This is a genomic window from Kitasatospora sp. NPDC058048 (genome assembly GCF_042885555.1).
Lineage (GTDB): Bacteria > Actinomycetota > Actinomycetes > Streptomycetales > Streptomycetaceae > Kitasatospora > Kitasatospora lactacystinica.
In genome coordinates this window covers 1-25,057 of record NZ_JBHVRT010000035.1, presented here as the reverse complement: position 1 = coordinate 25,057, position 25,057 = coordinate 1, and the positions used below count along the sequence as shown (strand labels likewise).

Sequence of the window (25,057 nt, the reverse complement as noted above, 5' to 3'; positions counted from 1 at the left end):
CCGAACTCCCGAACGGAGTACGGGTTTCACGCGATGTACGTCTCTCCCCCGGAGGAAGAGGAACATGCGTAAGACCGCTGCCAAGCTGCTCACCGTCGCCGCCCTGGCGACCTCCCTCGCCACCGTCGCCGGCGGCACCGCCGTCGCCGACCCGGCCACCGGTGTCACCCCGCGCGCCATCGACATCGTGGGTGTCGGCTCCGACACGACCCAGTCGGTGCTGAACCAGCTCGCCGCCGACTACAACGCGTCGCTGACCAGCTCCACCTCCCCGCGCCTCTACAGCTGGGACGCGATCCCGGCCGGCACCATCACCACCAAGACCGGTGCCACCGCGATCACCCGCCCGAACGGCTCCGGCGCCGGCATCACCGCGCTGAACGCCAACACCAGCGCCACCGTGGACTTCGCCCGTTCCTCGCGCGGCCCCGTGGCCACCGACCCGACCACCGACGACTTCGTCGCGCTGGCGCAGGACGCGGTCTCCTGGGCCGCCAAGAGCGGTGGCAACGCCCCGGCGAACCTGACCACGGCGAACCTGAAGGGCATCTACTCCTGCACGATCACCAAGTGGAACCAGATCAACGCGTCGCTCCCGAACGCCACGATCAAGCCCTTCCTGCCGCAGACCGGTTCGGGCACCCGTTCCTTCTTCCTGACCGCCATCAACGGTGGCGTCACCCCGCTCACCCCGGGCGCCTGCGTCAACAGCAGCGTCCAGGAGAACCAGGGCAGCGACACCCAGCTGAACGACATCAACGCGCTGGTCCCCTACTCCGTCGCCCACTACATCGGCCAGGTGTACTTCGGCAAGGGCACCGGCGCCGACGTCCAGGGCCCGCTGACCATCCGCAACATCGACGGCAACGCGCCGGTCGACACCGTGAACAAGGTCATCAGCGACACCTTCGTGGCCACCCAGTACGGCCGCGTGGTCTACAACGTCTTCCGTGACGCCGAGTGGAACGCCACGGACGCCCACGGCACCGCCCTGCGCGCCATCTTCGGCGCCGGTGGCTGGATCTGCACCAACGGTGCCACGGACATCCAGAGCTACGGCTTCCTGCCGCTCTCGCCCTTCGCCTGCGGCAGCGTCACCCACTCCTGATCGAACCCGCACCGCACCGGCGGCCGCAGGGGCCTCGCCCCTGCGGCCGCCGGCCGGGCTGAACCCTCGGACCGGGGAGCAGAGCGCACCACGGCCGTACTGCCGGGACCGTCCCCCCGGCACCCTCACCGGGCCCGTGCCGCCGGCCGCGTTCCGCCCGCGGCGGCGCCACCCCCGCACGAGCTTCCTCGAACCGCACCACCGATCACCCCTCCTCTCCCTCTCCCAAGGAGTTCGGCATGTCCCGCATCAGTGCCCGCCTGGCCGCGACCGGTGCCACCGTCGTCCTCGCCCTGACCGGTGTGAGCGGTGCGGCCGTCGCCGACACCACCGCCACCCCGGCCTCCGGCCAGGCCGTGATCACCACCGACGTGAGCTTCCTGGCGGACGCCGCGCTCAACGGCATCCTGGTCATCCCGCTGCAGCCGGCCGACCCGAAGCTCGACGCCGACACCGGCCTCACCGTGACGCTCCCGGTGACCGACGGCGCCGCGAACATCCCCGGCTTCTACGGGCACGTGCAGTTCGGCGGCGGTCTGCTCTTCATCAACCTCTCGACCGGCAAGAGCGTGACCTTCAAGCAGCTCGACTTCTCGGTGGCCAAGGGCTACTTCACCGCCGTGCCGAACGGTTCGACCACCCCGGTGCCGCTGCTGGACCCGCGCGGCAACAACGTGATCGGCCGCACCGGCACCACCCAGACCCTGAACTCCTCCAGCTTCCAGGTGGACGCGGCCGGCGCGAACTACCTGGACACCAACCTCGGCACCACGTACTTCAAGGGCGGCCAGCAGATCGGCTCGCTCGCGCTGTCCTTCACCCCGGCGAGCTGATCCCAGCTCCACCCGGCCGCAGATCGGAGGGCCCGCGCCTCGGCGCGGGCCCGCCGCATGCGGATCTTCCAACTCCGGTACGGAGTCGCCGCGTTGTGGTCTCGTACACCTGGCCGACCGGATCCCGCCATGTCCGGCTGGCCGAATGGTACGCACGGAATCGTCCGTCCCCAGCGCGATCCGACGCCCTCGCGCCGCTCCCTCGGCGGCCCGCAACTCCCGGAGGCCTCGCATGAGAACCCGCGTACCCGACCGAAGAGGTCGGGGAAGGTGGCGCCGTCGACTACCGGCCCTGGCCCTCGCCAAGGCGGTGGTGGCGGCGCTCGCTGTCGTTCCGATCGGGTTGGGCGCGGCGCCGCAGGCTCACGCCGACTCCTCGACGACCGTGACCGGCCCGAAGGTGTGGATCCCGGCCGCCGGAACGTACGGCGACGAGGGCAGTGTGACGGTCTCCCAGACGGCCAACCTGACCAACCAGGTGCTCCAGGTCTCCTGGAGCGGCTTCACGCCGACCGTCACCCAGAGCGGCGGCCCGGTGACGACCACGCCCGTGGAGTCGACCCTCAACCTGTACGCGGTCCGGGTCTACCAGTGTCGCGGCACCGACCCCGCCGTGACGGACTGCTACGGCAGCACCCTCTACGGCGGCGACCGCGAGGCGGGCTTCGAGCAGCCGGCCCGCCCGGTGCACACGGAGACGCCGGACTGGCCCACGAACATGGTGCTGGCCCCGACCGGCCCGGACGGCTCGGGCACCGCCTCCATCGAGGTGTGGAGCGCCAAGGAGAGCACCACGCTCGGCTGCGACGCCACCCACCCCTGCTCGATCGTGGTCGAGCCGAACTACGGCGGCGACCCGACGGACCTGTACAACATCCGCGGCGGCAAGGCCGACTGCAACGACCACCGGATGGACAAGGACAGGTTCTACAACGCCGCTTCGGACGGCGTCATGAAGCCCGGCCGGATCAACTCGAAGACCAAGAACCGCACCAGCGAGCAGTGCGCCTGGCTGAACAGGACCGTGGTCCCGCTCTCCTTCGCGCCCACCCCGGACTCCTGCGTCGCGAGCGCCCAGGACTTCGGCGCCGCCGGTCTGGAAATGGCCAACCGGGCGATGCAGCAGTGGCGTTCGGGCCTGTGCCTGGGCGAGTCCCCGATGACCGTGGGCTACATCCCGGCCGGTGGCGAGCCGCAGGCCCGGTCGGCCTTCCTGGGTGGCAGCAGCAGCATCGACCTCGCGCTGACGGCCCGGCCGGACACGTCACCGCCCCCGCGGCCGTACGTCTACGCCCCGCTGGCGACGACCGGGATCTCCGTGACCTTCGTGGTCGACGACCCGAACACCGGTCGGCAGATCAAGGACATGAAGCTGAACGCGCGGCTGCTGGCCAAACTGCTGACCCAGTCCTACGCGTCGCCCGGTGCCGACATCCCGTCCGTGGCCGGCAACCCGATCTGCCTCTTCACCGACCCCGAGTTCAGGCAGCTGAACCCGGAGACCCCGGAGAACGGGATCAGCTGGCCGACCAGCTGCGGCGGAGCCCTGACGATCTTCCCCGGTGTCCCCGGCGGCACGACGGACTTCACCTACCTGCTGACCTCCTGGATCGCGGCCGACCCGGACGCCGCCCGCTTCCTCGACGGTGAGCCGGACCCGTGGGGCATGCACGTCGACAGCTTCTACCTGAAGCCCCGGTTCACCGGCTACCCGGCCGAGGCCTTCCAGCCCCAGGACATGTCCGGGACGAGCACGCCGCAGGACGGCGCCGACACGGCGCACTGGAAGCAGTTCGAGTGGGTGCCCTCCACCGAGGGCCTCTCCCGGGTCGCCCGCAACCAGGTCCAGAACCGCCCGAACTGCCAGCAGCCGACCTACAACGCCAACGGCGGGCACGACGCCTGCGCCGCGCAGCCGGCCGGCCAGCGGATGATGCTCGCCATCATGGACACCGCCCAGGCCAAGGCGTTCTCGCTGCCCGAGGCCACGCTGCTCAACCCGGCCGGCTCCTACGTGTCGCCGTCCACGGCCGGCTTCCAGGCCGCCGTCGCCGACATGCCGACCGACCCCGCCACCGGGGTCCAGCAGCTGCCCTACGGCACGCCCGACACCGCGTTCTCCCGTGACCAGCGGGCGTACCCGCTGAGCTACGTCCAGTACGCGATGGTCCCGACCGGCGGGGTGCCCGCCGCGAAGGCGGCCGTGATCTCCCGCTTCCTCAAGACGGTGACCACCACCGGGCAGACCTACGGCATCGCGCCCGGCCAGCTGGCCCAGGGCTTCCTCGCCCTGAACAACGCCCAGCGCCAGCAGGCCCAGCAGGCCGTCCAGCACGTCGAGGCCCAGGACGGCAAGCTGCCCGGCAACCAGACCGCCCCGCCGGCCGAGAAGCCCGAACCGGGCACCCCGGAGAGCGGCAACGGCGGCTCGGGCTCCGGCGGCACCGTCGACGGAACCGGCCCGGTGAGCACCTCCGGCACCGGCACCACCGGCGCGGACGGCAACTCCGGCGGCACCGGCTTCGGTTCCTCCGACGGCCTGTCCGGCGGCGGGCTCTCCGGCACCGGCTCCACCGGCTCCACCGGGACCGGCACGGCCGGCGGCGCCGCGGTCCCCGGCACGGCCGCCGGCGGCAAGCCCGCCGCGAGCGCCGCGCCCTCCGGCGGCCCGCTCGCCGCGGCCCCGGTCGGCACCCCGGTGCCCGACCGGCCCGGCACCGCCCGGCTGCTGCTGCCCGTCGCGCTGATCGCCGGCCTGGTGCTGCTGGTCGGCGGACCGGCCGCGCTGTTCCTCGGCGGCACCCCGGCCGGGGCGAAGGTGCTGACCGGCGCCCGCACCCAGTGGTCGCGGCTGCGCCGCAAGTAGGAACCCGCGCGCGGCGGGGCCGCCGTTCCGGCCCCGCCGAGCGCTTCCTCCCGCCGAGGCAGCGCCCCGGACCCTCACCGAGCACGCCCGTTCCCGAGCACGGAGAGCACACATGACATCCGCCGCTGAGCCCGCGGCACCGTACGCCGGGGCGCCGCACCAACCCGACCACGGGCCCGATCAGGACGTCCCGCGCACCATCACCGCCCCCGCAACCCCGGGGGACCGGGTGTTCCGCGGCGTGCTGCGGCTGGCCGGCCTCTCGGTCTTCGCGATCATGGGACTGATCGCCTTCTTCCTGGTCCTGCGCGGCACCGACGCGCTGCGCGCGGTCGGCTGGTCCTTCCTGACCGAGCAGAAGTGGCAGACCGCCGCCCACAACTTCGGCATCGCCGCCGTCCTGCCCAACGGTCTGCTGATCGCGGTGATCGCGCTGGTCATCGCCGTCCCGGTGGCACTCGGCACCGCGATCTTCATCTCCGAGTACGCCCCCGTGCGCCTGCGCGCCGCGCTGATCTCGCTCGTCGACCTGATGGCGGCGATCCCCAGCATCGTCTACGGCCTGTGGGGCCTGTTCTTCCTCCAGCCGCGGATCATCGGCTTCGTCCGCTGGATGGCCAACCACCTGGGCGACGCCATCCCCTTCCTCAAGGTGCGCATCGGCGACATCGGCACCTCGTACACCTCCTCGACCTTCATCGCCGGCGTGGTGGTCTCCCTGATGATCATCCCGATCGTCACCTCGCTCAGCCGGGAGGTCTTCTCCCAGGCCCCGCAGGGCGAGCGGGAGGGCGCGTACGCGCTGGGCTCCACCCGCTGGGGGATGGTCCGCGCCGTGGTCCTGCCGTTCGGCAAGGGCGGCGTCATCGGCGCGGTGATGCTGGGCTTCGGCCGCGCGATGGGCGAGACCATCGCCGTCGCGCTGATCATCTCGCCGAACTTCAAGGCCATCACCCACATCCTGGAGAACGGCGCCAACTCGATCTCCGCGCTGATCGCGCTGCGCTTCGGCGAGTCGGACTCGCTGTCGCTCTCCGCGCTGATGGCCGCCGGTCTGGTGCTGTTCGCGCTCACCCTGCTGGTCAACGTGCTGGCCGGGGTCGTCATCAACCGCTCGCGCTCCGGCGCCGCGACGGCGGACTGAGCATGACGAACCCCCGAACCGCCCGCGGGGACAGGGCCCGTCCCCGGACACCCGCCCGCGGGGCGACGACAGGCCCACGCAGCCACCCGAACCGTGAAGGGACCATCCGATGACCACGCTCGACCTGCCGCCGGTCGCGGTGTCCGGGCCCGCCGGTGAGCCCGCGCCCCCGGGGCCAGCCGCGGCCGGGGCCCCGGGCCCCGAGAAGAAGCTCCGGATCGGCGGCGTCACCCGCGACGACGTCCTCACCGTGGCGGGCGCGACGGCCGGCTCGCTCGCACTGGACTGGGTGCTGTACGAGCGGGTGCTGCCGTTCAGCGGCGCCTTCGGCTTCCTGCTCTGCTGGTACCTGCTCTTCCTGGCCGGCTACTACCTGCTCGGCCGGCTCCAGTGGAACCCGATGATGGTGCGGGACCGGCTGGTCGCCGTGGTCGCCTGGAGCTCCGGGCTGCTGGTGGTCGCGCTGATCGCCGACCAGATCGGCTACGTCGCCAGCCGCGGCTGGGAGGCGGCCCAGCACCTCAACTTCTTCACCGAGTCGATGGAGCACACCGGCCCGCTCGACCAGCTCACCTCCGGCGGCGCGCTCAACGCGATCGTCGGTTCGCTCGAACAGCTCGGCCTGGCAACCCTGTTCGCCGTTCCGCTGGGCATCGCGGCGGCCGTCTTCATGTCCGAGGTCGGCGGCCGGATGGCCCGCCCGGTGCGGACCCTGGTCGAGGCGATGACGGCGCTGCCGTCCATCGTGGCGGGCCTGTTCATCCTCGGCGTCGTGATCATCACCTTCGGTTTCGAGAAGAGCGGCTTCGCGGCCTCGCTCGCGCTCACCGTGATGATGATGCCGATCGTCACCCGGGCCGCCGAGGTGGTCATCCGGCTGGTGCCCGGCACCCTGCGCGAGGCCTCGTACGCGCTCGGCGGCAGCCAGTGGCGCACCGTGTGGAACGTGGTGCTGCCGACCGCCCGGCCCGGCCTGGTGACCGCGGTGGTGCTCGGCATGGCGCGCGGCGTCGGCGAGACCTCGCCGGTGCTGCTCACCTCCGGCTTCACCTCGCAGTTCAACGGCAACCCCTTCGAGGGGCACCAGGTCTCGCTGCCGCTCTACATCTGGAACTACGTCAAGCAGCCGTACGACGGCATGATCGCGCGCGGCTTCGCGGCCGGCCTGACGCTGATGGGCGTCGTGCTGGTCCTGTTCGTCACCGCGCGCGTGCTCGGCGGCCGCCGGCCCGGGCAGCTGACCCGGGCCCAGAAGCGCCGGATCGACCGGGACGCCCGCCGACAGGAGGCGGCCGCGCTCGGCGCCATCGCCCGTCCGTACGCCCTCCACTCGCAGGCGAAGCACTGATGTCCGGACCAACCACCCTCCGTCCCCGAGGAGTTCACATGTTCCGGGAGGCCGCAAGGCGCTCCACGGCCCGGCTGCTGGCAGGGGCCATGTCCCTGTCGCTCGCCACGGCCTCCCTGCTGATCGGGCAGACCCCGGCCCACGCCGCCTCGATCTCGCTGAGCGCGGACGGCTCCAGCTGGGCCGGCCCCGCCATCGACCAGTGGCGCCAGGACGTTTCCCCGCAGGGCATCCAGATCAACTTCAACCCGGTCGGCTCGGCGGCCGGCCGCACCCAGTGGTCGATCGGGCAGGACGACTTCACCGCCTCCGACGTGCCGTTCCGCTCCTCGCCGGACACCGGCCTCGGGCAGAACGGCCACGCGAACGGCGGCGGCGAGCGGGAGAACCCGGTCTACGGCTACTCCTACGTGCCGATCACCGCGGGTGGCACCACCTTCATGTACAACCTGGTGGTCGGCGGCAAGCAGGTCCGCGACCTGCGGCTCTCCCCGCAGACCATCGTGGACATCTTCACCGGCAAGATCACCAACTGGAACGACCCGAAGGTCACCAGCGACTACGGCAAGGCCCTGCCCAACCTGCAGATCACCCCGGTGATCCGCTCCGACGGCTCCGGCGCCACCGCGCAGTTCACCCGCTGGATGGAGCACACCCACAAGGACCAGTGGGAGTCCTACTGCAAGGCCGTCAACGGGGTGAGCTGCGGCGACTACACCGAGTTCTTCCCGCCGTCCGGCCGGATGGTCGCGCAGAACGGCTCCGACGTGGTGGCCGGCTACATCAAGTCCCCGGGCAACGTCGGCACCATCGGCTACGACGAGTACGCGTTCGCCAAGCGCAGCAACTGGCCGGTCGTGAAGGTGCTCAACCAGGCCGGCTACTACTCGCTGCCGACCGCCTCCAACGTCGCCGTCGCGCTCACCGCCGCCAAGATCCGCGGCGTGGACGACGGCACCCCGGCGGACGACCCGAACTACCTGCAGCAGAACCTCGACGGCGTCTACACCATGGACGACCCGCGTGCCTACCCGATCTCCAGCTACAGCTACCTGATCGTGCCGCGGGCCGGGGCGGCCAACCCGCCGCCGCCGCGCTTCAACAACGACAAGGGCTCCGCCCTCAGCCGCTTCCTCTCGTACGTGCTGTGCGAGGGCCAGGGCAAGGCGGACGACCTCGGCTACTCGCCGATCCCGCGCGGCCTGGTCAAGGGCGGTCTGCTGCAGACCAGGAACATCCCCGGCAACGCCAGCCCGGTCGACCCGAACACCCTCTCCAACTGCGCCAACCCGACCTTCAACTCGGCCGGGGAACTGACCGTCCTCAAGAACGCCCCGATGCCGAGCCCCTGCGACAAGGCCGGCACCCCGCTGGACTGCACCGTGCAGAACGGCCAGCCGGTCAAGACCGGTTCGGGCGCGGGCGGTTCCGGTGGCGCGGCCGGCGGCTCCGGCGGTGCGGCGGGCGGTTCCGGCGGCACCGGCGGGTCCGGTGGCTCCGGAGGCGGTACCGGCGGCGGCGCGGGTGGCGCCGGTACCGGTACGGGCGCGGGAACGGCCGGCGGTGCCGGCGACCCGAACGCGGCCGGCGGCGCGGCCGGCGGTGACCCGAACGCGCCCGGTGCCGGCGACGCCACCGAGGACGTGGTCGACCCGCAGACCGGCCAGGTGGTCGCCCGCGGCCGCGGCGGCGCCGCCACCGAGGTGGCGGCCAACGTGGTCGAGGTCAGCGGCAAGCCCGAGGACTGGATGCTGTCCTCCCTCACCGCGCTGGAACTGCTCGCCGTGGTGCTCGTCCCGCCGCTGCTCGGCCGCCGGCTGCTGCGCCGCCGCAACGGCTCGGGCGGTACCTCGTGACGGCCCCGGTGCTGGAGAAGCCGGTCGCGCCGAGCGCGCCGGAGCAGCCGGTCGCCCCCGTCCGGCCCGCCGCCCCGGCCCGGCCCGCCGTCTCCCCCGGGCGGCGGCGGTTCCTCCAGGGCGCCTGGGCGGTCAGCCTGGCCGCGGCGCTGGTGCTCGGCTTCGTCGGGTACCTGTTCACGCTCTCGCACGTCCAGCAGAAGCACTACCAGTCCACCGCGTACAAGACCTTCCGCGACCAGCTGGCCCGGGCGGTCGCCCCGACCGGCGCGGCCGCCGACGGCGACCCGGTGGCACTGCTGGACATCCCGGCGATCGGCCTGCACCGGGCCGTGGTGGTCGAGGGCACCACCGGCCGGGACCTGATGCGCGGCCCCGGCCACCGCCGGGACACCGCACTGCCCGGCCAGCGCGGGGTCGCCGTGGTCTTCGGCCGCGGCGCCACCTTCGGCGCGCCGTTCGCCGAGCTGTCCAGGCTGCGGGTCGGCGACAAGATCGAAGCCACCACCGGCCAGGGCACGTTCACCTACACCGTCAACGTGTACGGCGACGGCGACCACCCGATCGTCGACCAGGCCCGCAACCGGATGGTCCTGGTCACCGGCGACTCCGACTGGATCCCCGGCTCCACCGTGCTGATCGGCGCCCGGCTGGACGGCGACCCGCAGCAGAACCCCGGCGGCCGGCCCGCGACCGTCCCGTACGACAAGGCACTGGCCGCGGACAAGGGCGCGCTGGCCACGCTCCAGCTGTGGTCGCTCGGCCTGCTCGGCGCGGTGGCCGGCGCCCTGCTGCTGGCCCGGTACTGGCGGCGCTCGGCCGCGTACCTGAGCCTCGCGCCGGTGGTCGGCGCGCTGCTTTGGGCGGTCTACGAGAACGCCGCCGCCCTGCTGCCCAACCTCTACTGACGCGCGCCCGGAGGACCGTTCCGATGACCGACGCACCACTGACCGAAACCCCGATGGCGGCCCCCTCACCGGCCGACCCGGTCGCCGACACCATCACCCTCCCCCCGGTCGCCCCCGTCCCGTACGCCGACCGGCAGTACGCGGACGGCCACCCCGGCGACGAGCCGCTCGCCGGACTGGAGACCCGCGACGTCTCCGCCTGGTTCGGCAGCCGCAAGGTCCTGGAGCGGGTCTCGCTGGCGATGCCGGCCGGTGAGGTCACCGCGCTGATCGGCCCGTCCGGCTGCGGCAAGTCCACCTACCTGCGGATCCTCAACCGGATGCACGAGATGGTGCGCGGCGCCGCCCTCTCCGGCGAGGTGCTGCTGGAGGGGGACGACGTCTACCGGCCCGGCCGCCGGCCCGCCGAGGTGCGGCGCCGGATCGGCATGGTGTTCCAGCGGCCCAACCCGTTCCCGGCGATGTCCATCCAGGACAACGTCTCCAGCGGGCTCAAGCTGGCCGGGATCAAGGTGTCCAAGGACGAGCGCCAGCACCTGGTCGAGACCAGCCTGCGCCGGGCCGGGCTCTGGGACGAGGTGTCCACCCGGCTGCACACCCCGGGCGGGGCGCTCTCCGGCGGCCAGCAGCAACGCCTGTGCATCGCAAGGTCGTTGGCCGTCTCGCCGGACATCCTGCTGATGGACGAGCCGTGCTCCGCGCTCGACCCGACCTCCACCCGGCGGGTCGAGGAGACGATCGCCGAACTGCGCGGGCGGCTCACCATCGTGATCGTCACCCACAACATGCAGCAGGCCCAGCGCGTCTCGCAGACCTGCGCGTTCTTCCTGGCCACCCACGACACCCCGGGGCGGATCGTCGAGGCCGGGCCGACCGAGCAGATCTTCGGCAGCCCGCGCGACCAGCGGACCTCGGACTACGTCAACGGCCGCTTCGGCTAGACCGGTCCGACCGCTGCGACCGCTGCGACCATTCCGACCGCTGCGACCATTCCGACCGCTCCGGCCGCTCCGGCCGTTCCCGGCCGGAGCGGTTCCCGTTGTCCTACCGGCCGAGGAGCCGCTCCAGCACCGCCGCGACGCCGTCCTGCTCGTTGCTCAGGGTGTGCAGCGGCACCGCCGCCAGCACCTGCGGGTGCGCGTTGGCGACGGCGTACGCGGTGCCGGCCCAGGCCAGCATCTCCAGGTCGTTCGGCATGTCGCCGAAGGCCACCACCTCGCTCCGGTCGATCCCGCGCCCGGCGCACCAGCGGGCCAGCGTGCTGGCCTTGGTGACGCCGGGCGCGCTGATCTCCAGCAGCGGGATCGCCGCCGAGCGGGTGATCTCCGCCAGGTGCCCGGCCGCCTCCCTGGCCTCGGCGAGGAACTTGTCCGGGTCGAGGTCCGGGTGCTTGGCCAGCAGCTTGAACAGGCCCCGCACCGACCCGCCGGCCCCCAGCAGCTCCTCCGCCGTGCCGACCTCGTGCTCCAGCTCGTCGCCCCACATCGGCACCGCGTACCCGGGCTCGCGGGCCCAGCCGCCCGGGTGCTCGAAGGCGAACGCGGTGCCCGGCAGCTTGGCCCGCAGCGCCTCGACCACCGCCAGGGTGGTCTCCACCGGCAGCGGGAAGGTCTCCAGCAGCTCGCCGCGCCGCACGTCCACCACCGCGCCGCCGTTCGAGCAGATCGCCACCCCGTGGCCGCCGATGTGCGGGCTCACCTGCTGCATCCAGCGCGGCGGCCGCCCGGTCACGAACACCACCTGCACCCCGGCCGCCTCGGCCGCCGCCAGCGCCGCGGCGGTGCGGTCGGTGACGGTGCCACCGGAGCAGAGCAGGGTGCCGTCCAGGTCGGTGGCGATGAGGCGGGGCGCGGTACGGGGTTCGGTCACCGGTCCATCTTCGCCCATCGGCGCGGCAGGGTCACCGGCCCGGGCCCGCACCCACCGGCCGTCCGCGCCGTGATCAAGCCCTTCGTGCGCCGTTTCCGGCCGATCCCCAGGCCCCCGCGGTGCCCGGGCGGCCGCGGCGGGCATGACCGCTCACGGCCACCCCGTCGGCAGGAAGAGCCATGCCCACACGCCAGCTCCGCGACCAGCCGTCCTCCAGCGCCCGCCCCGACACCCGCGACCCGCAGGCCCCCGGCGCCTCGCGCGACCCGGTCCTGCTCGGCGACGTCCTCTTCCACACCCTCGCCGAACTCGCCCGCCGCACCAGCGCCCCGTCCCTGCCCGCCCAGCGCACCCGCCCGCACCCGTAGCACCGCCGTGCGGCCCGCCCGCACCCGTAGCACCGCCGTGCGGCCCGCCCCCGCCCGGCGGCGCGGGCGGGGCGGGGCCGCCGGGCGGGGGCGGGGCCGCCGTTCAGGAGGAGAGGCGGTTCAGTGCCGCGGTGGTGATGCCTTCGACGGCGGCCGGGGTGGAGCCGGGCTGGCCGGTGAGCTCGACGATGGCGACCCTGGTGCCGCTGCGCAGGACCGCGACCCCGCCGGCGGCGGTGCCGTCGCCGTTGTAGGCCGGGTACCAGCGGGCGGTGCCGCCGGTGACGGTCAGGCTGTGGGCCGCGCCGTAGTACCAGTGGCCGGCGGGCTCGTCCTGGCAGCCCTCGACGAGCGCGACGAGCTGCTGCTCCCAGGTGGCGGCCGCGGTCCCGGTGGGGGCGTTCGCGGCCGACTCGATCAGCATGCCCTTGGTGTCCAAGGTCCAGTGCACGGACGCGTACGCGGTGGCCTTGTCCTTGGTCAGGTCGTGCATCGTCTCCTCGCCGGAGCATGCGGACAGCCCCTGGCGTCCGGTCAGCTCGATGGTCGCACCGACCGGGTTCATGCCCTTCTGGAAGTCCTCGCTCTGGACAAGGTGGGCGGAGCCGAGTCCGGGCGCGGCGACCGCGGTGCGGTGCGGTGCGCTGTGCGCGGCCCCGTCGGCGGTGGCCGCCTGGGTGCCGACGACGCTGGCCGTGATCAGCGCGGCGGCGAAGCAGGCCGCGGCGGCGATCCGGTTGCGGCGAACGGACTTCTGCTGGACGGCCTGGTTCTCGGTCATCTGGTCCCCCTGCTGGTCGGGACGCCTGCTGCGTCCTCGTACAACCGGGGAGATGCCGCCGGGGGAGGGAAAGCCGGAGCCCGGACCGGCTGTTTCACAGCTGTGACAGAGCGGCCCTGACGACGTGGTCCATCGCGGCCGTGCCCAGGCAGGCGTGGACGTTCAGCACTCCGTAGTGGCTGCCGCTGCGCAGCACGGCGATGCCGCCGCAGGGCTCCTTGCCCTCGGGCGCTCTGCCGGTGGTATTGAGGGTTCCCTCGTAGGTACCCATCCAGCTCGCGGTGGCGTCCGGGGCGAGCTGCAGTGTCGTGGTCCTTCCGTAGACCCAGTGCCCTGGCGGTTCCTCCTTGCAGGGCACCTCCTCCAGCAGCAGGCGCTCGGTGAAGTTCTGCGCCAGGGAAGGGCTCGGGGCCTCGGCGGCGACCTCGCGGGCGACCTGGTCGACGCGGTCGGCGGCCGGCGGGGGGTCGCCTGGTTCGGTGCGGGGGCTGGTCGTCAGTCCGCGGAAGTGGGCGCCGGTCCCGCTCAGGGTCTGTTTGAGGGTCGTCTCGCCGGAGCAGGCCGAATTGGCGTCAAACCCGTCGCCGTACCAGTCGGTGACGTGGATCTGCCCGATGCGGATGTCCGGGCTGAACGCCGCGGGGTCCACAAGGTTCGCGGTCGTCATCGGCCCGGTCGCACCGGTCGGAGAGGCGGAGCCGGAGGCCGAGGACGCGGGCGTCGGGCCGGACCCGCCGGGCGTCGCGGGAGCGGACGCGCCCTGGGACGCCCCGCCGACCGCGGCACCCGACCGTGCTGCCGGGGGCGGGGTGGCGCCGGGGGGCGGTGGCAGGACGAACCGGCCGGCCGCCAGCCCGAGCGCGGCGGCCGCCACCAGGGCGGCGACGGCGGACCGGCGCCGGACGGCGACGCGGCCGCGGCCCGCCGGAGGGGCGCCGTTCACAGGCCGGTGACCAGGCGCTCGCGCATGAAGTGGCGGGCCCGGTCGATACGGTCCTTGACCGTGCTCAACGGCGCGTCCAGCTGCTCGGCCACCTGGACGTAGGTCAGGTCGCCCAGGTCGCGCAGCACGAAGGCCTCCACCAGGGTGGGGTGCTGCCGCTCCAGCGCGGCCAGCGCCTCCATCAGGTCGAGCCGGGTCCCGGCGATGACGCTGGTGGTGCGCGGGTCGACGGACTCGGGGAGGTCGGCGTGGCTGTCCTCGGCGCGCCGGCGCATCGAGCGGTAGGCGGACCGGGCGGCGTTCGAGGCGATCACCGTCACCCAGCCCTGGAAGGAGCCGCGGCCGCCGTACTGGCCCAGGTGCGTGCTGACGGACAGCAGCGCGTCCTGCGCCGCCTCCTCCGCGTCGGCGTGGTGGGGCAGGAAGCGCGAGCAGCGGCGCAGCACCACCGGCCGCAGCTTGGCCAGCAGGTACTCCATCGACCCCGGGTCGCCCGCCTGAGCAGCCGCCACGAGCCGTTCCAGCTCACCTTCCTCGAACACCCGGATCCCCCGTCTCGTCCCGCCCGGCACCCCACCGTCGAACGGGAGTTCCGCGCTCCCCCCGACTCCGGCAGAATGCTGCCACATGCGCAAGCTCGGCCGTTACCTCCTCCTGGAGCGGCTCGGAGCCGGCTCCTTCGCGACGGTCTGGAAGGCCTACGATCCGGAGCTCGACACCGACGTCGCGGTGAAGGTGCTGGCCGAGAACTGGGCCGCCAACGCCGATGTGCGCGAACGGTTCCTGGCGGAGGCGAGGCTGCTGCGCCGGATCGCCAGCCCCCGGGTGGTCCGGGTGCACGACGTCGGGGTGCAGGAGGACCGGCCCTACTTCGTCATGGACTACGTCCGCGGCGGCACCCTGGCGGACCGGGTCGGGCAGTGCGAACCGCAGGAGGCGCTGCGGCTGGCCGCGGAGGCGGGCTACGCGGTCCAGGTCCTGCACGAGGCGGGCGTGGTGCACCGCGACGTCAAGCCGTCCAACCTGCTGCTCGCCACCGGCCCCGCGCCCGCCGCGGTGCTGGTGGCGGATCTGGGCAGCGCGAAGCAACTGGCCGACGCGTCCGGGCTGACGGTGACCACGGGCACGCCCGCGTACATGGCACCGGAACAGGCCTTCCAGACCGGCGGGTTCGACGGGAGGGCCGACGTGTACGCGCTGGCCGTCGTGGCCTACGAGCTGCTGACCGGGCAGAAGCCGTTCGGCCCGGGCGGACGCGCCACAGCCCTGATGACCGGCCGGCCGACCGCCTCGACGCTGCCGGCGCTCCCGGCCGGATCGGAGCTCCCGCCGAACGTCGCCCTGCTGCTGCGGACCGCGATGTCCGTCGAGCCGGCGGACCGACCGCCGACCGCCCAGGCCTTCGCGGACGCGCTGCTGGCTCCGGTCCCGCAGTCCCGGCCCCCGGAAGGCCCCGGGTGGCTGACCCCGCGCGCGGTCTGTCTGGCGGCGGGCACGGTGTTCGCGGCGACGACCCTGCTGAGCTGGCTGCAGCGTTGAATCCGGCAGGGAGCCGGCCCGCACCGGCCCGAACGGCGGCCCCGAGGAGCAGGCCCGGCCGCTGACGGCTGCCGTAGGGTCGGTGGCATGCGACTGAGCACCGTGATCCTCCCCGTCCACCGGTGGAGCGAAGGGCAGAAGATCTGGCGGCGGGCCGAGGAACTCGGCTTCCACGCCGCGTACACCTACGACCACCTGAGCTGGCGGTCCTTCCAGGACGAGCCGTGGTTCGGCTCGCTGCCGACGCTGACGGCGGCGGCCTGCGCCACCGAGCGGCTGCGCCTGGGCACGCTCGTGACCTCGCCGAACTTCCGGCACCCGGTGACGCTGGCGAAGGAGCTGATCACGCTGGACGACGTGTCCGGCGGCCGGTTCACGCTGGGGATCGGAGCCGGGGGGACGGGCTTCGACGCGACGGCGATGGGGCAGGAGGCGTGGCCGCCGAAGGAGCGGGCGGACCGGTTCGGGGAGTTCCTGCCGCTGCTGGACGAGCTGCTGCGCAGCGACGCCACGACGCGCGAGGGCACGTACTACTCGGCGGTCGAGGCGCGGAACATCCCGGGCTGCGTGCAGACGCCGCGGCTGCCGTTCTACGTGGCCGCCGCCGGCCCTCGCGGGATGCGGCTGGCCGCCGAGCACGGGCAGGGCTGGGTGACGTACGGCGACCCGAAGGGCCCGGCGGACGTGCCCGTCGAGCAGGCGCCCGGTGTGATCGCGCGGCAGATCGAGAAGCTGACGGCCGCCTGCGAGGAGCGGGGCCGGGACGTCGCGACGCTGGAGAAGGTGCTGCTCCAGGGCTCGACCGCGGAGAAGCCGCTGCAGTCGGTGGAGGCCTTCGTGGACTGGGCGGGCACCTACCGGGAGCTGGGCGTCACCGAGCTGGTGATCCACTGGCCGATCCCCGACTCGATCTTCGAGAACGACCTCGCGGTCTTCGAGGAGATCGCCACCGAGGGCCTCGCCCGGCTGGGCTGAGCGCCGTCGGCGGGGCGGGCGTCGGTCCGGGGCGCTAGTCTGTCGGCCGCGTCACCTAACTGATCATGCGTCACCACGGGGGTTCCTTCGTCATGCCTTCTTCCAGCTCCGGCTCCAGGAGACTTCTCGCCACCGCCCTGGTCGCCGCCGCGGCGTTCGGCCTGGCCGCCTGCGGCCCCGACGACAGCGCGGACCAGGGCGCGGGAGGCGGGGCGACCACCGCCGCCTCCGCCGCGCCCACCGCCGCCCCGGCCGGCGCCGCGAGCCAGGCGCCGAGCGGCAAGCCCGCCGGGACCGGCAAGCCCGCCGCGACGGGCACGCCGTCCGCCGACGGCGAGCCGGAGGGCTTCTGCACCCACGGGCCGCTGCCCGCCGGGCAGAAGTGGGTCTACCCGGCGAAGGGCACCAGCGCGACGACCCTGGTCTACAAGGACACCAAGGACGCCTGCGGCGTGAACGACGTCGTCTTCGAGCCGGTCGGCGCGGACAAGAGCGCCGCGTTCGCGCCCACCGCCAAGGGCCACCTGAGCTCGGTGCTGGCCCCGCCGAAGGACGTCAACCTGGCCGACCTGGTGAAGCACGTCAACGAGTGCCTCGCCGCGCCGCACAACGAGAAGGGCTCGTACCCCTGCTCGGCCGGTGACTACAAGGTGGCGATCGACGCCTCCGGCAAGGTCACCGAGCTGTGGGAGCGGGCCCACAGCTGACGGGCGCCGGGAGCGGCGCCGGCCGGCTCACATCACGTCGAGCCGTTCGGCGCCGCCCGCGCAGCCGAGCTGCCGTTGGGCGGCCCGCTCGGCGAAGCCGCCCGCCAGTTCTCCCATCCGCTTCCGGCCGGGTCCGTCGGGAAGGTGCCCGCCGTCCTTCACGGTGATCCTGAGGACGGCCCGGTAGGCCTCGGTCCGGCCGTTAACCGAGCAGCCGAAGGCGGCCGCTCCGAGGGTGTCGCCGCCGGACCGCACGTCCCCGAACTCCGCGTCGGCGGTCAGCGTCCGCCCGTCCTCTCCGGAGATCCGGCAGTGCAGGGACGGCTTGACCTCGGCCGTCGCCGACGTGTACTCCGTGACCGCGAAGACCCGGGGGGCCCGGCCGAGCAGCTCGGCGACGGCCGGGTCGTCCAGCAGGCCCCGGCACTCCCCGTGCGACAGGGACACGGCCGGTGGCCGGTACGCGGCGTGGTCGAGGTACAGGTGCCAGCCGAGCAGGCCGCCGCCGAGCAGCAGCGCCGTCGCGCCGGCGAGCAGCGCCTGGGAGCGTTTCATGAGCACCGGTCCTTCCTCGCCTCCACCAGGGCGGCCCGGGTGAGCTCTTCGAGGTCGGCCCGGCCGCCGTCGCCGGAGGCGCGGGCGGCCTCCCCGGCGGTGACCTCCAGCTGGACGTAGTCGTTCGAGGTGTACTTCCCGCCCAGGCAGCTCGCGGCCACGGCCGCGCCGCCCGGCCACGACGTGCCGAGGCCGGCGATGTCGAAGGCGCGCGCCTGCGGGTGCGCGGCGCCCTCGGCGGTGAGGGCGAGCTCGCCCTGGCGCCGGACGGACGTGAAGGTGATCGCGCCGCGTCCGTCGACCCGGATGACGCAGGTCTGCGGGTCCTGGCCGATGAGGGCCTTCGTCTCCTCCTCCACGTCCTGGCCGCCGTCGGGGAGCAGTCGCGCGAGCGGGGTGCCGGCGCCGGTGGGCATCCGGCAGAGGTGGGCGGCCCGGCCGGGCGGGTCGGCGGGGCGGTGGCCCCGCCAGTCCAGGTAGCCGACGGTCCCGGCCCCCGCCACCGCGAGGACCAGCACGCGGGGGAGCCACCACCGGCTGTCGAGGCGCCACCCCCACCGGTTCGTCAGGAAGCGGCCCCACCGGGCCGCGAGGTCCTTCACGCGCCGCCCTTCGCGTGGTTGACGTGGTTGTTGACGACTCCGTTGCTGTAGCCGTTCATCACGTTGATCCCGGCGCTCTCGGCGAGGCGGTTGACGTCCTCGCGGCTCATCCCGGAGGTGCCGCCGGCGTCCTTGACGGCCTGCTTGACGCTGCCCACCGCCTGGTTCTGTCCGCTCGCGTTCTCGTCGCGCGCGGTCTGGTCGCCGGCCGCCGTGGTGTCCTGCTTGTTGGCCTCGATCACGCTCTCGGCGATCGAGTCGATGATCTGGTCGGCGACCTCGCCGCCCAGCGGGATCTTCTCCGTCACGGTGCCGATGACGGCGCTGAAGGCGTCCTTGCCGTAGCCGACGTTCTTCTCCAGCGCCTCGTTGAACTCCTTGTCGGACTCGGCGTGCTTGTAGTGCACCTCGTCGACCCGGGCCTCGTTGAGGATGCCGCTGGCGATCCCGCCGGCGTGGGCGATGTTGTTGATGTCGACGTTGAGCCGGGCGAAGTCGGTCTGCCCGCCGTCCATGTGGCCGCGGATGAGGGCGGTGGTGTACGCCTGGTTGGCGTTGACCACGGCGCCGTAGGACTCCGGATCGCGCCCGAGCGCGTCCATCAGCCCCTCCACGGAGGACTTGCCGAGGTTGGCCGGCGAGCCGTTGACCGGCAGCTCGTGGGTGAGGGCGAGCGCGTTCTGCACGTCGCCGATGTACTCGGCGGTCATGTGCCCGAGGCTGCCCCGCATGGCGGCGAGCTTGCCGTCGCCCTTGATGTCGTCCAGCCCGCCGTCGTCGCCGTGCCGGCCGAAGGTGTCCACGACCCGCTTCATCAGGTCGGCCTGCTCGGTGGTGTGCCGCTCCGGCGGGACGGGGCCGGGCTCGTCGTACGGGTGGCCGGTGGTGGCGGCCTCCAGGGCGCGGCCGAAGGCGGCCGGCCCGGCCTGCTTGCTCGCGTCCCACACCTTGGAGTCCCGCGAGGTCGTGTCCGGGATCCAGTCCTTGTCGTGGGCGTAGTAGTCGAAGTAGTCCGAGGGCTTGGGCTTGCCGCCCTGGTTGACCGTGCCGTCCTGGTTGTACGCGGTCGGCTGCTCGGTGAAGAACTTGTTGGCGGCCTCCGGGCTGTGCGCGAGCGCCTCCAGGACGGCGGTGGTGGGACGGAAGCCGGAGCCCGCCTCGTCGCCCCCGGTCAGGTTGAAGCCCTGGATCTTGGAGCCGGGCGGCGGGGCCGGCCAGTACCTGTCCTGGGTGTCGAGCTGGGTGACGTGCTCGGCGATCGGGTTGATGAAGTGGGCGTCGTAGTCGCCGTTCATCAGGATGCCGGAGAGCACCTGGTAGCCGTACGGCACGTAGTCGAGGCCGGAGGCCCGGTAGGGCTTGTCCCAGACCGGCTGGGATCCGGCCTTGCGCAGCGCGGCGGACCACTCGTCCGACAGGTGCGGCTCGTTGGTGGTGCGGGTGGCGGTGGCGAGGGTGAGTCCCAGGTTCTTCTGGAGGTCCTGGTAGGCCTTCCAGCGCGGGGACTTGTCGTCGCGGGGGTGCGCCGGGTCGCCGACCATGCCGTTCCAGGACTTGATCAGGCCGTCCGGCCCGAGGTCCTGGTAGAACTTGGTGGCGAACTTCGGGTCGTTGCCGTGCGAGGCCAGCAGCGAGTTCAGTTCGGTGAGTTCGGGCTCGGTGATGTCCCCGCCCTTGGCGGCGAGCTGGGCGGCGCGCTTGCCGTCGGCCTCGGGGCCGCCGCCGATGGCCTTGCCGTTGAAGGACTTCTGCCCGTCCGTCATGCTGTCGGCGCGCAGCGCGTAGGCGATCCGCTCGTCGGCGGCGGCGGCCTCGGCGACGGCGGCGTCGATCGCCTTGCGGGCGGCCTCCGCCTTGTCGCCCCACTCCTTCTGGTAGTCCCGGAGGGCCTCGTAGTCGTGCCGGGTGGCGTTGTCGGCCGGGGGCCAGCTGACGGTGCCGTTGTCGGTGACGGTCAGCCCGGCCGTGCGGGCCTGCGCGACCGCCTTGTCCAGCTTGGTCCTCGCCGCCTTGAACTCGGTCGACGCCTCCGTGAAGATCGAGGCGAAGGCGTTCGCCTCGGTGACGGCGGCGGTCAACTGCTCGTTGGTGCGCTGCAGGCCGGGGCGGGCCTGGTCGGCCGAGGGGCCGCTCCAGCAGGCGGAGTTGACCTGGGCGATCACCGTTCTGTCCCAGTCGTCGTCCATCGACTTGAGCTTCTGGGCCACGGTGGTCCAGGCGGTGGCGGCGGTGTCCAGGACGCCGAAGTCGGCGGTGCTGAGCTCGTGGAAGTCGACCATCGCTGCTCTTCTCTCAGGCGCCGAGGTCGTGCTGGACGGCCGACTCGTTCTGGCGGTAGTTGGTGGCGGTGGCGCGCAGCGCCTGGGTGGTCTGCCCGATGGTGCCGCCGAGCGCGGCGACGCACTGGTCCCAGGTGCCGGCGGCGCCCGCCGCGGCCTTGCCGGTGCTCCAGTTGGCGAGCGAGGTGGAGACCTTGGTGGTGGCCTCGTCGGCGCCCCGGCCGTCGGTGTTGAGGCGGGCGTGGATCTGGTCGGAGTTGTTCCCCGCGGTGGTCAGCGCGTTGGTGTCGGCGCTGAAGCCGGCTCCGCCCCCGCCTCCCCCGCCCGGTGCCGAGGCCGAGTTGATCTGCGTGCGGGCCGCCTCCTGGGCGCGGGCCCGGTCGGTCAGGTTCCCGTCCGCGTCGTAGGCCCAAGGGTTCATCATCCGGTCGAACGCGGTCGCCCGATCAGACATGTCGATCGATCCCCTCCCGCGCCGGAACGCTGTTCCGGCACCCCCGTTGGCAAAGAATGTGGCAAGTACGTCAAGAGTTCGACAAAGGGTACAGGCGGGTTCCGGTTTTGCCGAACCCCTAGGGGAGAGGGGGGCCGGCGTCATACCGCAGCAGCAGACGGGCTCGTCATTCGAGCTCATGACCCCTGTGGCACAAGACCGTTACGGTGGTCGGCGTGTCCACAGCTGTCATCAAGACGGACGGCCTCACCAAGAGGTTTCCCCGGGTCACCGCGCTCGACCAGCTCACCGTCGAGGTGCGGCCGGGTGTGGTCGGCCTGGTCGGGGCCAATGGCGCGGGCAAGTCCACTCTGATCAAGATCCTTCTCGGGCTCGCCCCGGCGACCTCCGGCCGGGGCGAGGTCCTCGGCCTGGACGTCGCCACCCGCGGGTCCGAGATCCGCGCGCAGGTCGGCTACATGCCCGAGCACGACTGCCTGCCACCGGACGTCTCCGCGACCGAGTTCGTGGTGCACATGGCCCGGATGGCGGGCCTGCCCGCCACCGCCGCCCGTGAGCGCACCGCGGACACCCTGCGGCACGTCGGCCTCTACGAGGAGCGGTACCGCCCGATGGGCGGCTACTCGACCGGCATGAAGCAGCGGGTCAAGCTCGCCCAGGCGCTGGTGCACGACCCGAAGCTGGTGCTGCTGGACGAGCCGACCAACGGCCTCGACCCGGCCGGCCGGGACGAGATGCTGGGGCTGATCCGCCGGGTGCACACCGACTTCGGCATCTCGGTGCTGGTCACCACCCACCTGCTCGGCGAGCTGGAGCGGACCTGCGACCACCTGGTCGTGATCGACGGCGGCAAGCTGCTGCGCTCCTCCTCCACCGCCTCCTTCACCGAGGCGACGGCCGTCCTCGCGGTCGAGGTCGGCGACCACCCGGAGGACCACGGCCTGGAGCCGGGCCCGGCGGTCCGCGAGCGGCTCGCCGCGGTCGGCCTGTCCGTCCAGTCCGAGGGTTCGCACCAGCTGCTGGTCCGGCTGGCCGACGAGTCGACGTACGACACCATCCGCGACGCCGTCGCCGAACTGGGCCTCGGCCTGGTCCGGTTGGAACAGCGCCGGCACCGGGTCGCCGAACTCTTCACCGACTCCCAGGACACCGAGCAGAGCAGGGGAGGGACGAACGATGGCGCTGCCTCCTGACACCAGGTCCGCCGACACCGGCGTCATCCACGACATCGGCTACCGCGGCTACACCGGCCCCCGGCTCGGCCGCTCCTACGCGACCCGCGCGCTCTTCACCCAGAGCCTGCGCGCCGCGTACGGCCTCGGCCGCTCCGGCAAGTCCAAGGTGCTGCCGATGCTGGTGCTGGGTGTGGTGACCGTACCCGCGCTGATCATGGTGGCGCTCTCGGTCGTGATGAAGCGCGAGGAACTGCCGGTCGAGTACGCCGGCTACCTCTCCATGCTCAGCCTGGTGGTCTCGGTCTTCCTCGCCTCCCAGGCGCCGGTACTGCTCTCCCGGGACCTGCGCTACCAGACTGTCCCGCTCTACTTCTCCCGCCCGATCACCCGCACCGACTACGTCCGGGCCAAGTTCGGCGCCATGGTCTGCGCCCAGCTGCTGCTGATGGCGGCCCCGTTGCTGGTGCTGTACATCGGCGCGCTGCTCGGCGGGATGGACTTCGGGCACAACACCGGGCACTTCCTGTACGGCCTGGTCGCGGCCGTCCTGTACGCGCTGGTGCCGACCTCGGTCGCCCTGGTGATCGCGGCCGCCACCCCGCGCCGCGGCTTCGGGGTGGCCGCCATCATGGGCTACCTGGCGGTCAGCGCCGCCCTGGGCGCCGCCGCGGTCGGGATCAGCAACCCCAGCACGACCGGCTCCGACACCGCGCAGTGGATGTCGCTGATCTCGCCCACCGACCTGGTGGAGTCCCTGGTCAACGAACTGTTCGGCCTCGGTGAGGGACTCGACCGCCGGCACGCGCCGGGCGGCCTGGGCCTCGCCGTGTTCGCGCTCGTCGCGGTGGCCATGGTGGTCGGCTCGTACCGGCTGCTGCTGCGCCGCTACCGCAGTGTCTAATCCAACTGCAGTGTCTGAGAGGGGAGCGGCATGGCCACCATCAGCATCGACAAGGTCTCCCGCTGGTTCGGGAACGTGGTCGCGGTCAACGACATCACCATGTCCATCGGCCCCGGCATCACCGGCCTGCTCGGCCCCAACGGGGCGGGCAAGTCCACCCTCATCCACATGATGAGCGGCTTCCTGGCCCCCTCCAGCGGCTCCGTCACCCTGGACGGCGCGCCGATCTGGCGCAACCAGCAGGTGTACCGGCAGATCGGGCTGGTGCCCGAGCGGGAGTCGATGTACGACTACCTGACCGGCTGGGAGTTCGTCCTCGCCAACGCCGAACTGCACGGCCTGCCCCAGCCGGGCGCCGCCGCCGGCCGGGCGCTGGACCTGGTGGAGATGGCCTACGCCAAGGACCGCCGCACCGGCACCTACTCCAAGGGCATGAAGCAGCGGGTCAAGATGGCCTCCGCACTGGTCCACGACCCGTCCGTCCTGCTGCTCGACGAGCCCTTCAACGGCATGGACCCGCGCCAGCGGCTCCAGCTGATGGAACTGCTGCGCCGCTTCGGCGCGGACGGCCGGACCGTGCTGTTCTCCTCCCACATCCTGGAGGAGGTCGAGCAGCTGGCCCGGCACATCGAGGTGGTGGTCGCCGGACGGCACGCCGCCTCGGGCGACTACCGCAAGATCCGCCGGCTGATGACCGACCGCCCGCACCGCTACCTGGTCCGCTCCAGCGACGACCGCCGGCTCGCCGCCGCGCTGATCGCCGACGGCTCGACCACCGGCATCGAGGTGGACGAGCGGGAGCGGGCGCTGCGGATCGAAGCGGTGCACTTCCAGGGCTTCACCACCCTGCTGCCCAGGGTCGCCCGGGAGGCCGGCATCCGGCTGTACACCGTCTCCCCGGCGGACGAATCGCTGGAGAGCGTCTTCTCCTACCTGGTCTCCGCATGAGCGGGCACGTGAGCACCGCCGCCAGGACCGTCGTTGCCCAGGAAGGGGCGGACCGACCATGAACCCCACCGTCGCCAGGCTGACCCTGCGCGGGCTGCTGGGCCGCCGCCGCGGCCTGCTGCTGCTGGTGGTCCCCGCCCTGCTGCTGATCGTCGCGGCCATCGCCAGCGTGTCCAGCGCCGACCCCCACGAGACGGCCGGCAACATCCTCGGGGCCCTCGGCCTCGGCACCCTGATCCCGATCCTCGGGCTGGTCGTCGGCACCGGGGTGATCGCCAACGAGATCGACGACGGCTCGATCGTCTATCTGCTCGCCAAGCCGCTGCCCCGGTGGCGGATCGTCACCACCAAGCTGGTCGTCGCGATCGGTGTCACCTGGCTGTTCTCGGTCGTCCCGACGCTGCTGGCCGGGCTGCTGCTGGTCGGCACCCAGGACGGCGTGGCGCTCGGCTACACCGTGGCGGTGCTGGTCGCCGGCGCCGCGTACAGCGCGCTGTTCCTGCTGCTCGGCGTGGTCACCCGGCACGCGGTGGTGGCCGGGCTCGCGTACGCCCTGATCTGGGAGTCGACGGTCGGCAACTTCGTCGAGGGCGCCCGCACGCTGAGCATCCAGCAGTGGGGCCGCTCGGTGGCCGAGGCGGTCGCCGGGCAGAACGCGATCAGCTCCGACGTCTCGCTCGCGGCGGCGGTGCCGCTGCTGCTGGTGGTCACCGTCGCGGCGACGGTGCTCGCCTCGGTGAAGCTGGCCGGGATGACGCTGGCCGGCGAGGAGTGAGCCCGGCCCGGCCCTGAGCCCCCGTACGGCGGTGGGCCCGGTCCGGCAGCGGAGCCGGTACGGAAGTGGACCCGGTACGGAAGTGGACCCGGTACGGCAGTGGGCCCCGGACACCTGAGGCTG

Annotated in this window: 24 protein-coding genes; 16 read left to right on the top strand and 8 right to left on the bottom strand. The window is 72.8% G+C overall.

What is annotated here, in order from left to right; all coding sequences use genetic code 11:
- Positions 1-64: 64 nt before the first annotated feature.
- The 8 genes from ACFVVA_RS30470 (at position 65) to ACFVVA_RS30435 (ending at position 11,004) form a co-directional block, all read left to right on the top strand.
- Positions 65-1,108 (top strand): PstS family phosphate ABC transporter substrate-binding protein, encoded by a 1,044-nt coding sequence (locus tag ACFVVA_RS30470; RefSeq protein ID WP_387693985.1) that lies wholly within the window; start codon positions 65-67, stop codon positions 1,106-1,108.
- Positions 1,109-1,347: 239 nt separating this feature from the next.
- Positions 1,348-1,941 (top strand): hypothetical protein, encoded by a 594-nt coding sequence (locus ACFVVA_RS30465; RefSeq protein ID WP_387693984.1) that lies wholly within the window; start codon positions 1,348-1,350, stop codon positions 1,939-1,941.
- Between the two features lie 385 nt (positions 1,942-2,326).
- Positions 2,327-4,807, top strand: coding sequence for a hypothetical protein (locus ACFVVA_RS30460; RefSeq protein WP_387693983.1), 2,481 nt, complete (start codon positions 2,327-2,329; stop codon positions 4,805-4,807).
- A gap of 112 nt (positions 4,808-4,919) precedes the next feature.
- Entirely contained in the window at positions 4,920-5,951 is a 1,032-nt protein-coding gene (pstC, locus tag ACFVVA_RS30455) for a phosphate ABC transporter permease subunit PstC (RefSeq protein WP_387693982.1), read from the top strand.
- Positions 5,952-6,060: 109 nt separating this feature from the next.
- The gene (pstA, locus tag ACFVVA_RS30450) at positions 6,061-7,299 is read left to right on the top strand and encodes a phosphate ABC transporter permease PstA (protein ID WP_359898080.1); all 1,239 of its coding nucleotides are present in this window, start codon (positions 6,061-6,063) and stop codon (positions 7,297-7,299) included.
- 38 nt (positions 7,300-7,337) lie between these two features.
- Positions 7,338-9,155: a phosphate ABC transporter substrate-binding protein PstS gene (locus ACFVVA_RS30445; protein ID WP_387693980.1), complete on the top strand. Its 1,818-nt coding sequence runs from the start codon at positions 7,338-7,340 to the stop codon at positions 9,153-9,155.
- Positions 9,152-10,063, top strand: coding sequence for a sortase (locus ACFVVA_RS30440; RefSeq protein WP_387693979.1), 912 nt, complete (start codon positions 9,152-9,154; stop codon positions 10,061-10,063). The genes ACFVVA_RS30445 and ACFVVA_RS30440 overlap by 4 nt, the downstream gene beginning before the upstream one ends.
- Positions 10,064-10,086: 23 nt before the next feature.
- Positions 10,087-11,004, top strand: coding sequence for a phosphate ABC transporter ATP-binding protein (locus ACFVVA_RS30435; protein ID WP_387693978.1), 918 nt, complete (start codon positions 10,087-10,089; stop codon positions 11,002-11,004).
- A 103-nt stretch (positions 11,005-11,107) separates the two neighbouring features.
- Here ACFVVA_RS30435 and ACFVVA_RS30430 read toward each other — a convergent pair whose 3' ends face one another.
- The gene (locus ACFVVA_RS30430) at positions 11,108-11,950 is read right to left on the bottom strand and encodes an HAD family hydrolase (protein WP_387693977.1); all 843 of its coding nucleotides are present in this window, start codon (positions 11,948-11,950) and stop codon (positions 11,108-11,110) included.
- 161 nt (positions 11,951-12,111) lie between these two features.
- On the opposite strand from ACFVVA_RS30430, the gene ACFVVA_RS30425 reads away from it, so the two are divergent.
- Positions 12,112-12,300 carry a hypothetical protein gene (locus ACFVVA_RS30425; protein WP_387693976.1) on the top strand — a complete coding sequence of 63 codons (189 nt, stop codon included), beginning with the start codon at positions 12,112-12,114 and terminating at the stop codon, positions 12,298-12,300.
- 103 nt (positions 12,301-12,403) lie between these two features.
- Here the strand turns inward: ACFVVA_RS30425 and ACFVVA_RS30420 are convergent, their stop codons facing one another.
- The 3 genes from ACFVVA_RS30420 to ACFVVA_RS30410 form a co-directional block, all read right to left on the bottom strand.
- The gene (locus ACFVVA_RS30420) at positions 12,404-13,081 is read right to left on the bottom strand and encodes a hypothetical protein (RefSeq protein WP_387693975.1); all 678 of its coding nucleotides are present in this window, start codon (positions 13,079-13,081) and stop codon (positions 12,404-12,406) included.
- Between the two features lie 94 nt (positions 13,082-13,175).
- Entirely contained in the window at positions 13,176-13,748 is a 573-nt protein-coding gene (locus ACFVVA_RS30415; RefSeq protein WP_387693974.1) for a hypothetical protein, read from the bottom strand.
- Positions 13,749-14,020: 272 nt separating this feature from the next.
- The gene (locus tag ACFVVA_RS30410) at positions 14,021-14,566 is read right to left on the bottom strand and encodes an RNA polymerase sigma factor (protein WP_387693973.1); all 546 of its coding nucleotides are present in this window, start codon (positions 14,564-14,566) and stop codon (positions 14,021-14,023) included.
- Between the two features lie 85 nt (positions 14,567-14,651).
- Here ACFVVA_RS30410 and ACFVVA_RS30405 point away from each other — a divergent pair, with 85 nt between their 5' ends.
- The 3 genes from ACFVVA_RS30405 (at position 14,652) to ACFVVA_RS30395 (ending at position 17,245) form a co-directional block, all read left to right on the top strand.
- Positions 14,652-15,563: a serine/threonine-protein kinase gene (locus tag ACFVVA_RS30405; protein WP_387693972.1), complete on the top strand. Its 912-nt coding sequence runs from the start codon at positions 14,652-14,654 to the stop codon at positions 15,561-15,563.
- An 87-nt stretch (positions 15,564-15,650) separates the two neighbouring features.
- Positions 15,651-16,538 carry an LLM class flavin-dependent oxidoreductase gene (locus ACFVVA_RS30400; protein WP_387693971.1) on the top strand — a complete coding sequence of 296 codons (888 nt, stop codon included), beginning with the start codon at positions 15,651-15,653 and terminating at the stop codon, positions 16,536-16,538.
- Positions 16,539-16,630: 92 nt separating this feature from the next.
- Positions 16,631-17,245, top strand: a complete 615-nt coding sequence (locus tag ACFVVA_RS30395; RefSeq protein ID WP_387693970.1) for a hypothetical protein — start codon at positions 16,631-16,633, stop codon at positions 17,243-17,245.
- 27 nt (positions 17,246-17,272) lie between these two features.
- Here the strand turns inward: ACFVVA_RS30395 and ACFVVA_RS30390 are convergent, their stop codons facing one another.
- From ACFVVA_RS30390 to ACFVVA_RS30375, 4 genes are read right to left on the bottom strand one after another with little or no spacing between them, the layout of a single operon-like run.
- Entirely contained in the window at positions 17,273-17,800 is a 528-nt protein-coding gene (locus ACFVVA_RS30390) for a hypothetical protein (RefSeq protein ID WP_387693969.1), read from the bottom strand.
- On the bottom strand, positions 17,797-18,402 hold the full coding sequence (locus tag ACFVVA_RS30385; RefSeq protein ID WP_387693968.1) for a hypothetical protein: 606 nt from the start codon (positions 18,400-18,402) through the stop codon (positions 17,797-17,799). Before ACFVVA_RS30385 ends, ACFVVA_RS30390 begins: the two co-directional genes overlap by 4 nt.
- Positions 18,399-20,681, bottom strand: a complete 2,283-nt coding sequence (locus ACFVVA_RS30380; RefSeq protein ID WP_387693967.1) for a hypothetical protein — start codon at positions 20,679-20,681, stop codon at positions 18,399-18,401. The genes ACFVVA_RS30385 and ACFVVA_RS30380 overlap by 4 nt, the downstream gene beginning before the upstream one ends.
- A gap of 13 nt (positions 20,682-20,694) precedes the next feature.
- On the bottom strand, positions 20,695-21,135 hold the full coding sequence (locus ACFVVA_RS30375; RefSeq protein WP_387693965.1) for a hypothetical protein: 441 nt from the start codon (positions 21,133-21,135) through the stop codon (positions 20,695-20,697).
- A gap of 215 nt (positions 21,136-21,350) precedes the next feature.
- Between ACFVVA_RS30375 and ACFVVA_RS30370 the strand changes: the two genes are divergently transcribed.
- From ACFVVA_RS30370 to ACFVVA_RS30355, 4 genes are read left to right on the top strand one after another with little or no spacing between them, the layout of a single operon-like run.
- Positions 21,351-22,328: an ABC transporter ATP-binding protein gene (locus tag ACFVVA_RS30370; RefSeq protein WP_387693964.1), complete on the top strand. Its 978-nt coding sequence runs from the start codon at positions 21,351-21,353 to the stop codon at positions 22,326-22,328.
- The gene (locus ACFVVA_RS30365; protein ID WP_387693963.1) at positions 22,312-23,211 is read left to right on the top strand and encodes an ABC transporter permease; all 900 of its coding nucleotides are present in this window, start codon (positions 22,312-22,314) and stop codon (positions 23,209-23,211) included. The genes ACFVVA_RS30370 and ACFVVA_RS30365 overlap by 17 nt, the downstream gene beginning before the upstream one ends.
- A gap of 30 nt (positions 23,212-23,241) precedes the next feature.
- Positions 23,242-24,159 carry an ABC transporter ATP-binding protein gene (locus ACFVVA_RS30360; protein WP_387693962.1) on the top strand — a complete coding sequence of 306 codons (918 nt, stop codon included), beginning with the start codon at positions 23,242-23,244 and terminating at the stop codon, positions 24,157-24,159.
- Positions 24,160-24,217: 58 nt separating this feature from the next.
- Entirely contained in the window at positions 24,218-24,934 is a 717-nt protein-coding gene (locus ACFVVA_RS30355) for an ABC transporter permease (RefSeq protein WP_387693961.1), read from the top strand.
- The last annotated feature ends 123 nt before the right edge of the window (positions 24,935-25,057 follow it).

What these genes read in the sequence shown, in the direction of transcription:
- ACFVVA_RS30470 (WP_387693985.1), top strand. Translation starts at nt 65, where the DNA reads ATGCGTAAGACCGCTGCCAAGCTGCTCACCGTCGCCGCCCTGGCGACC.
- ACFVVA_RS30465 (WP_387693984.1), top strand. Translation starts at nt 1,348, where the DNA reads ATGTCCCGCATCAGTGCCCGCCTGGCCGCGACCGGTGCCACCGTCGTC.
- pstC (WP_387693982.1), top strand. Translation starts at nt 4,920, where the DNA reads ATGACATCCGCCGCTGAGCCCGCGGCACCGTACGCCGGGGCGCCGCAC.
- pstA (WP_359898080.1), top strand. Translation starts at nt 6,061, where the DNA reads ATGACCACGCTCGACCTGCCGCCGGTCGCGGTGTCCGGGCCCGCCGGT.
- ACFVVA_RS30445 (WP_387693980.1), top strand. Translation starts at nt 7,338, where the DNA reads ATGTTCCGGGAGGCCGCAAGGCGCTCCACGGCCCGGCTGCTGGCAGGG.
- ACFVVA_RS30435 (WP_387693978.1), top strand. Translation starts at nt 10,087, where the DNA reads ATGACCGACGCACCACTGACCGAAACCCCGATGGCGGCCCCCTCACCG.
- ACFVVA_RS30430 (WP_387693977.1), bottom strand. Translation starts at nt 11,950, where the DNA reads ATGGGCGAAGATGGACCGGTGACCGAACCCCGTACCGCGCCCCGCCTC.
- ACFVVA_RS30425 (WP_387693976.1), top strand. Translation starts at nt 12,112, where the DNA reads ATGCCCACACGCCAGCTCCGCGACCAGCCGTCCTCCAGCGCCCGCCCC.
- ACFVVA_RS30420 (WP_387693975.1), bottom strand. Translation starts at nt 13,081, where the DNA reads ATGACCGAGAACCAGGCCGTCCAGCAGAAGTCCGTTCGCCGCAACCGG.
- ACFVVA_RS30415 (WP_387693974.1), bottom strand. Translation starts at nt 13,748, where the DNA reads ATGACGACCGCGAACCTTGTGGACCCCGCGGCGTTCAGCCCGGACATC.
- ACFVVA_RS30405 (WP_387693972.1), top strand. Translation starts at nt 14,652, where the DNA reads ATGCGCAAGCTCGGCCGTTACCTCCTCCTGGAGCGGCTCGGAGCCGGC.
- ACFVVA_RS30400 (WP_387693971.1), top strand. Translation starts at nt 15,651, where the DNA reads ATGCGACTGAGCACCGTGATCCTCCCCGTCCACCGGTGGAGCGAAGGG.
- ACFVVA_RS30395 (WP_387693970.1), top strand. Translation starts at nt 16,631, where the DNA reads ATGCCTTCTTCCAGCTCCGGCTCCAGGAGACTTCTCGCCACCGCCCTG.
- ACFVVA_RS30390 (WP_387693969.1), bottom strand. Translation starts at nt 17,800, where the DNA reads ATGAAACGCTCCCAGGCGCTGCTCGCCGGCGCGACGGCGCTGCTGCTC.
- ACFVVA_RS30380 (WP_387693967.1), bottom strand. Translation starts at nt 20,681, where the DNA reads ATGGTCGACTTCCACGAGCTCAGCACCGCCGACTTCGGCGTCCTGGAC.
- ACFVVA_RS30375 (WP_387693965.1), bottom strand. Translation starts at nt 21,135, where the DNA reads ATGTCTGATCGGGCGACCGCGTTCGACCGGATGATGAACCCTTGGGCC.
- ACFVVA_RS30365 (WP_387693963.1), top strand. Translation starts at nt 22,312, where the DNA reads ATGGCGCTGCCTCCTGACACCAGGTCCGCCGACACCGGCGTCATCCAC.
- ACFVVA_RS30360 (WP_387693962.1), top strand. Translation starts at nt 23,242, where the DNA reads ATGGCCACCATCAGCATCGACAAGGTCTCCCGCTGGTTCGGGAACGTG.
- ACFVVA_RS30355 (WP_387693961.1), top strand. Translation starts at nt 24,218, where the DNA reads ATGAACCCCACCGTCGCCAGGCTGACCCTGCGCGGGCTGCTGGGCCGC.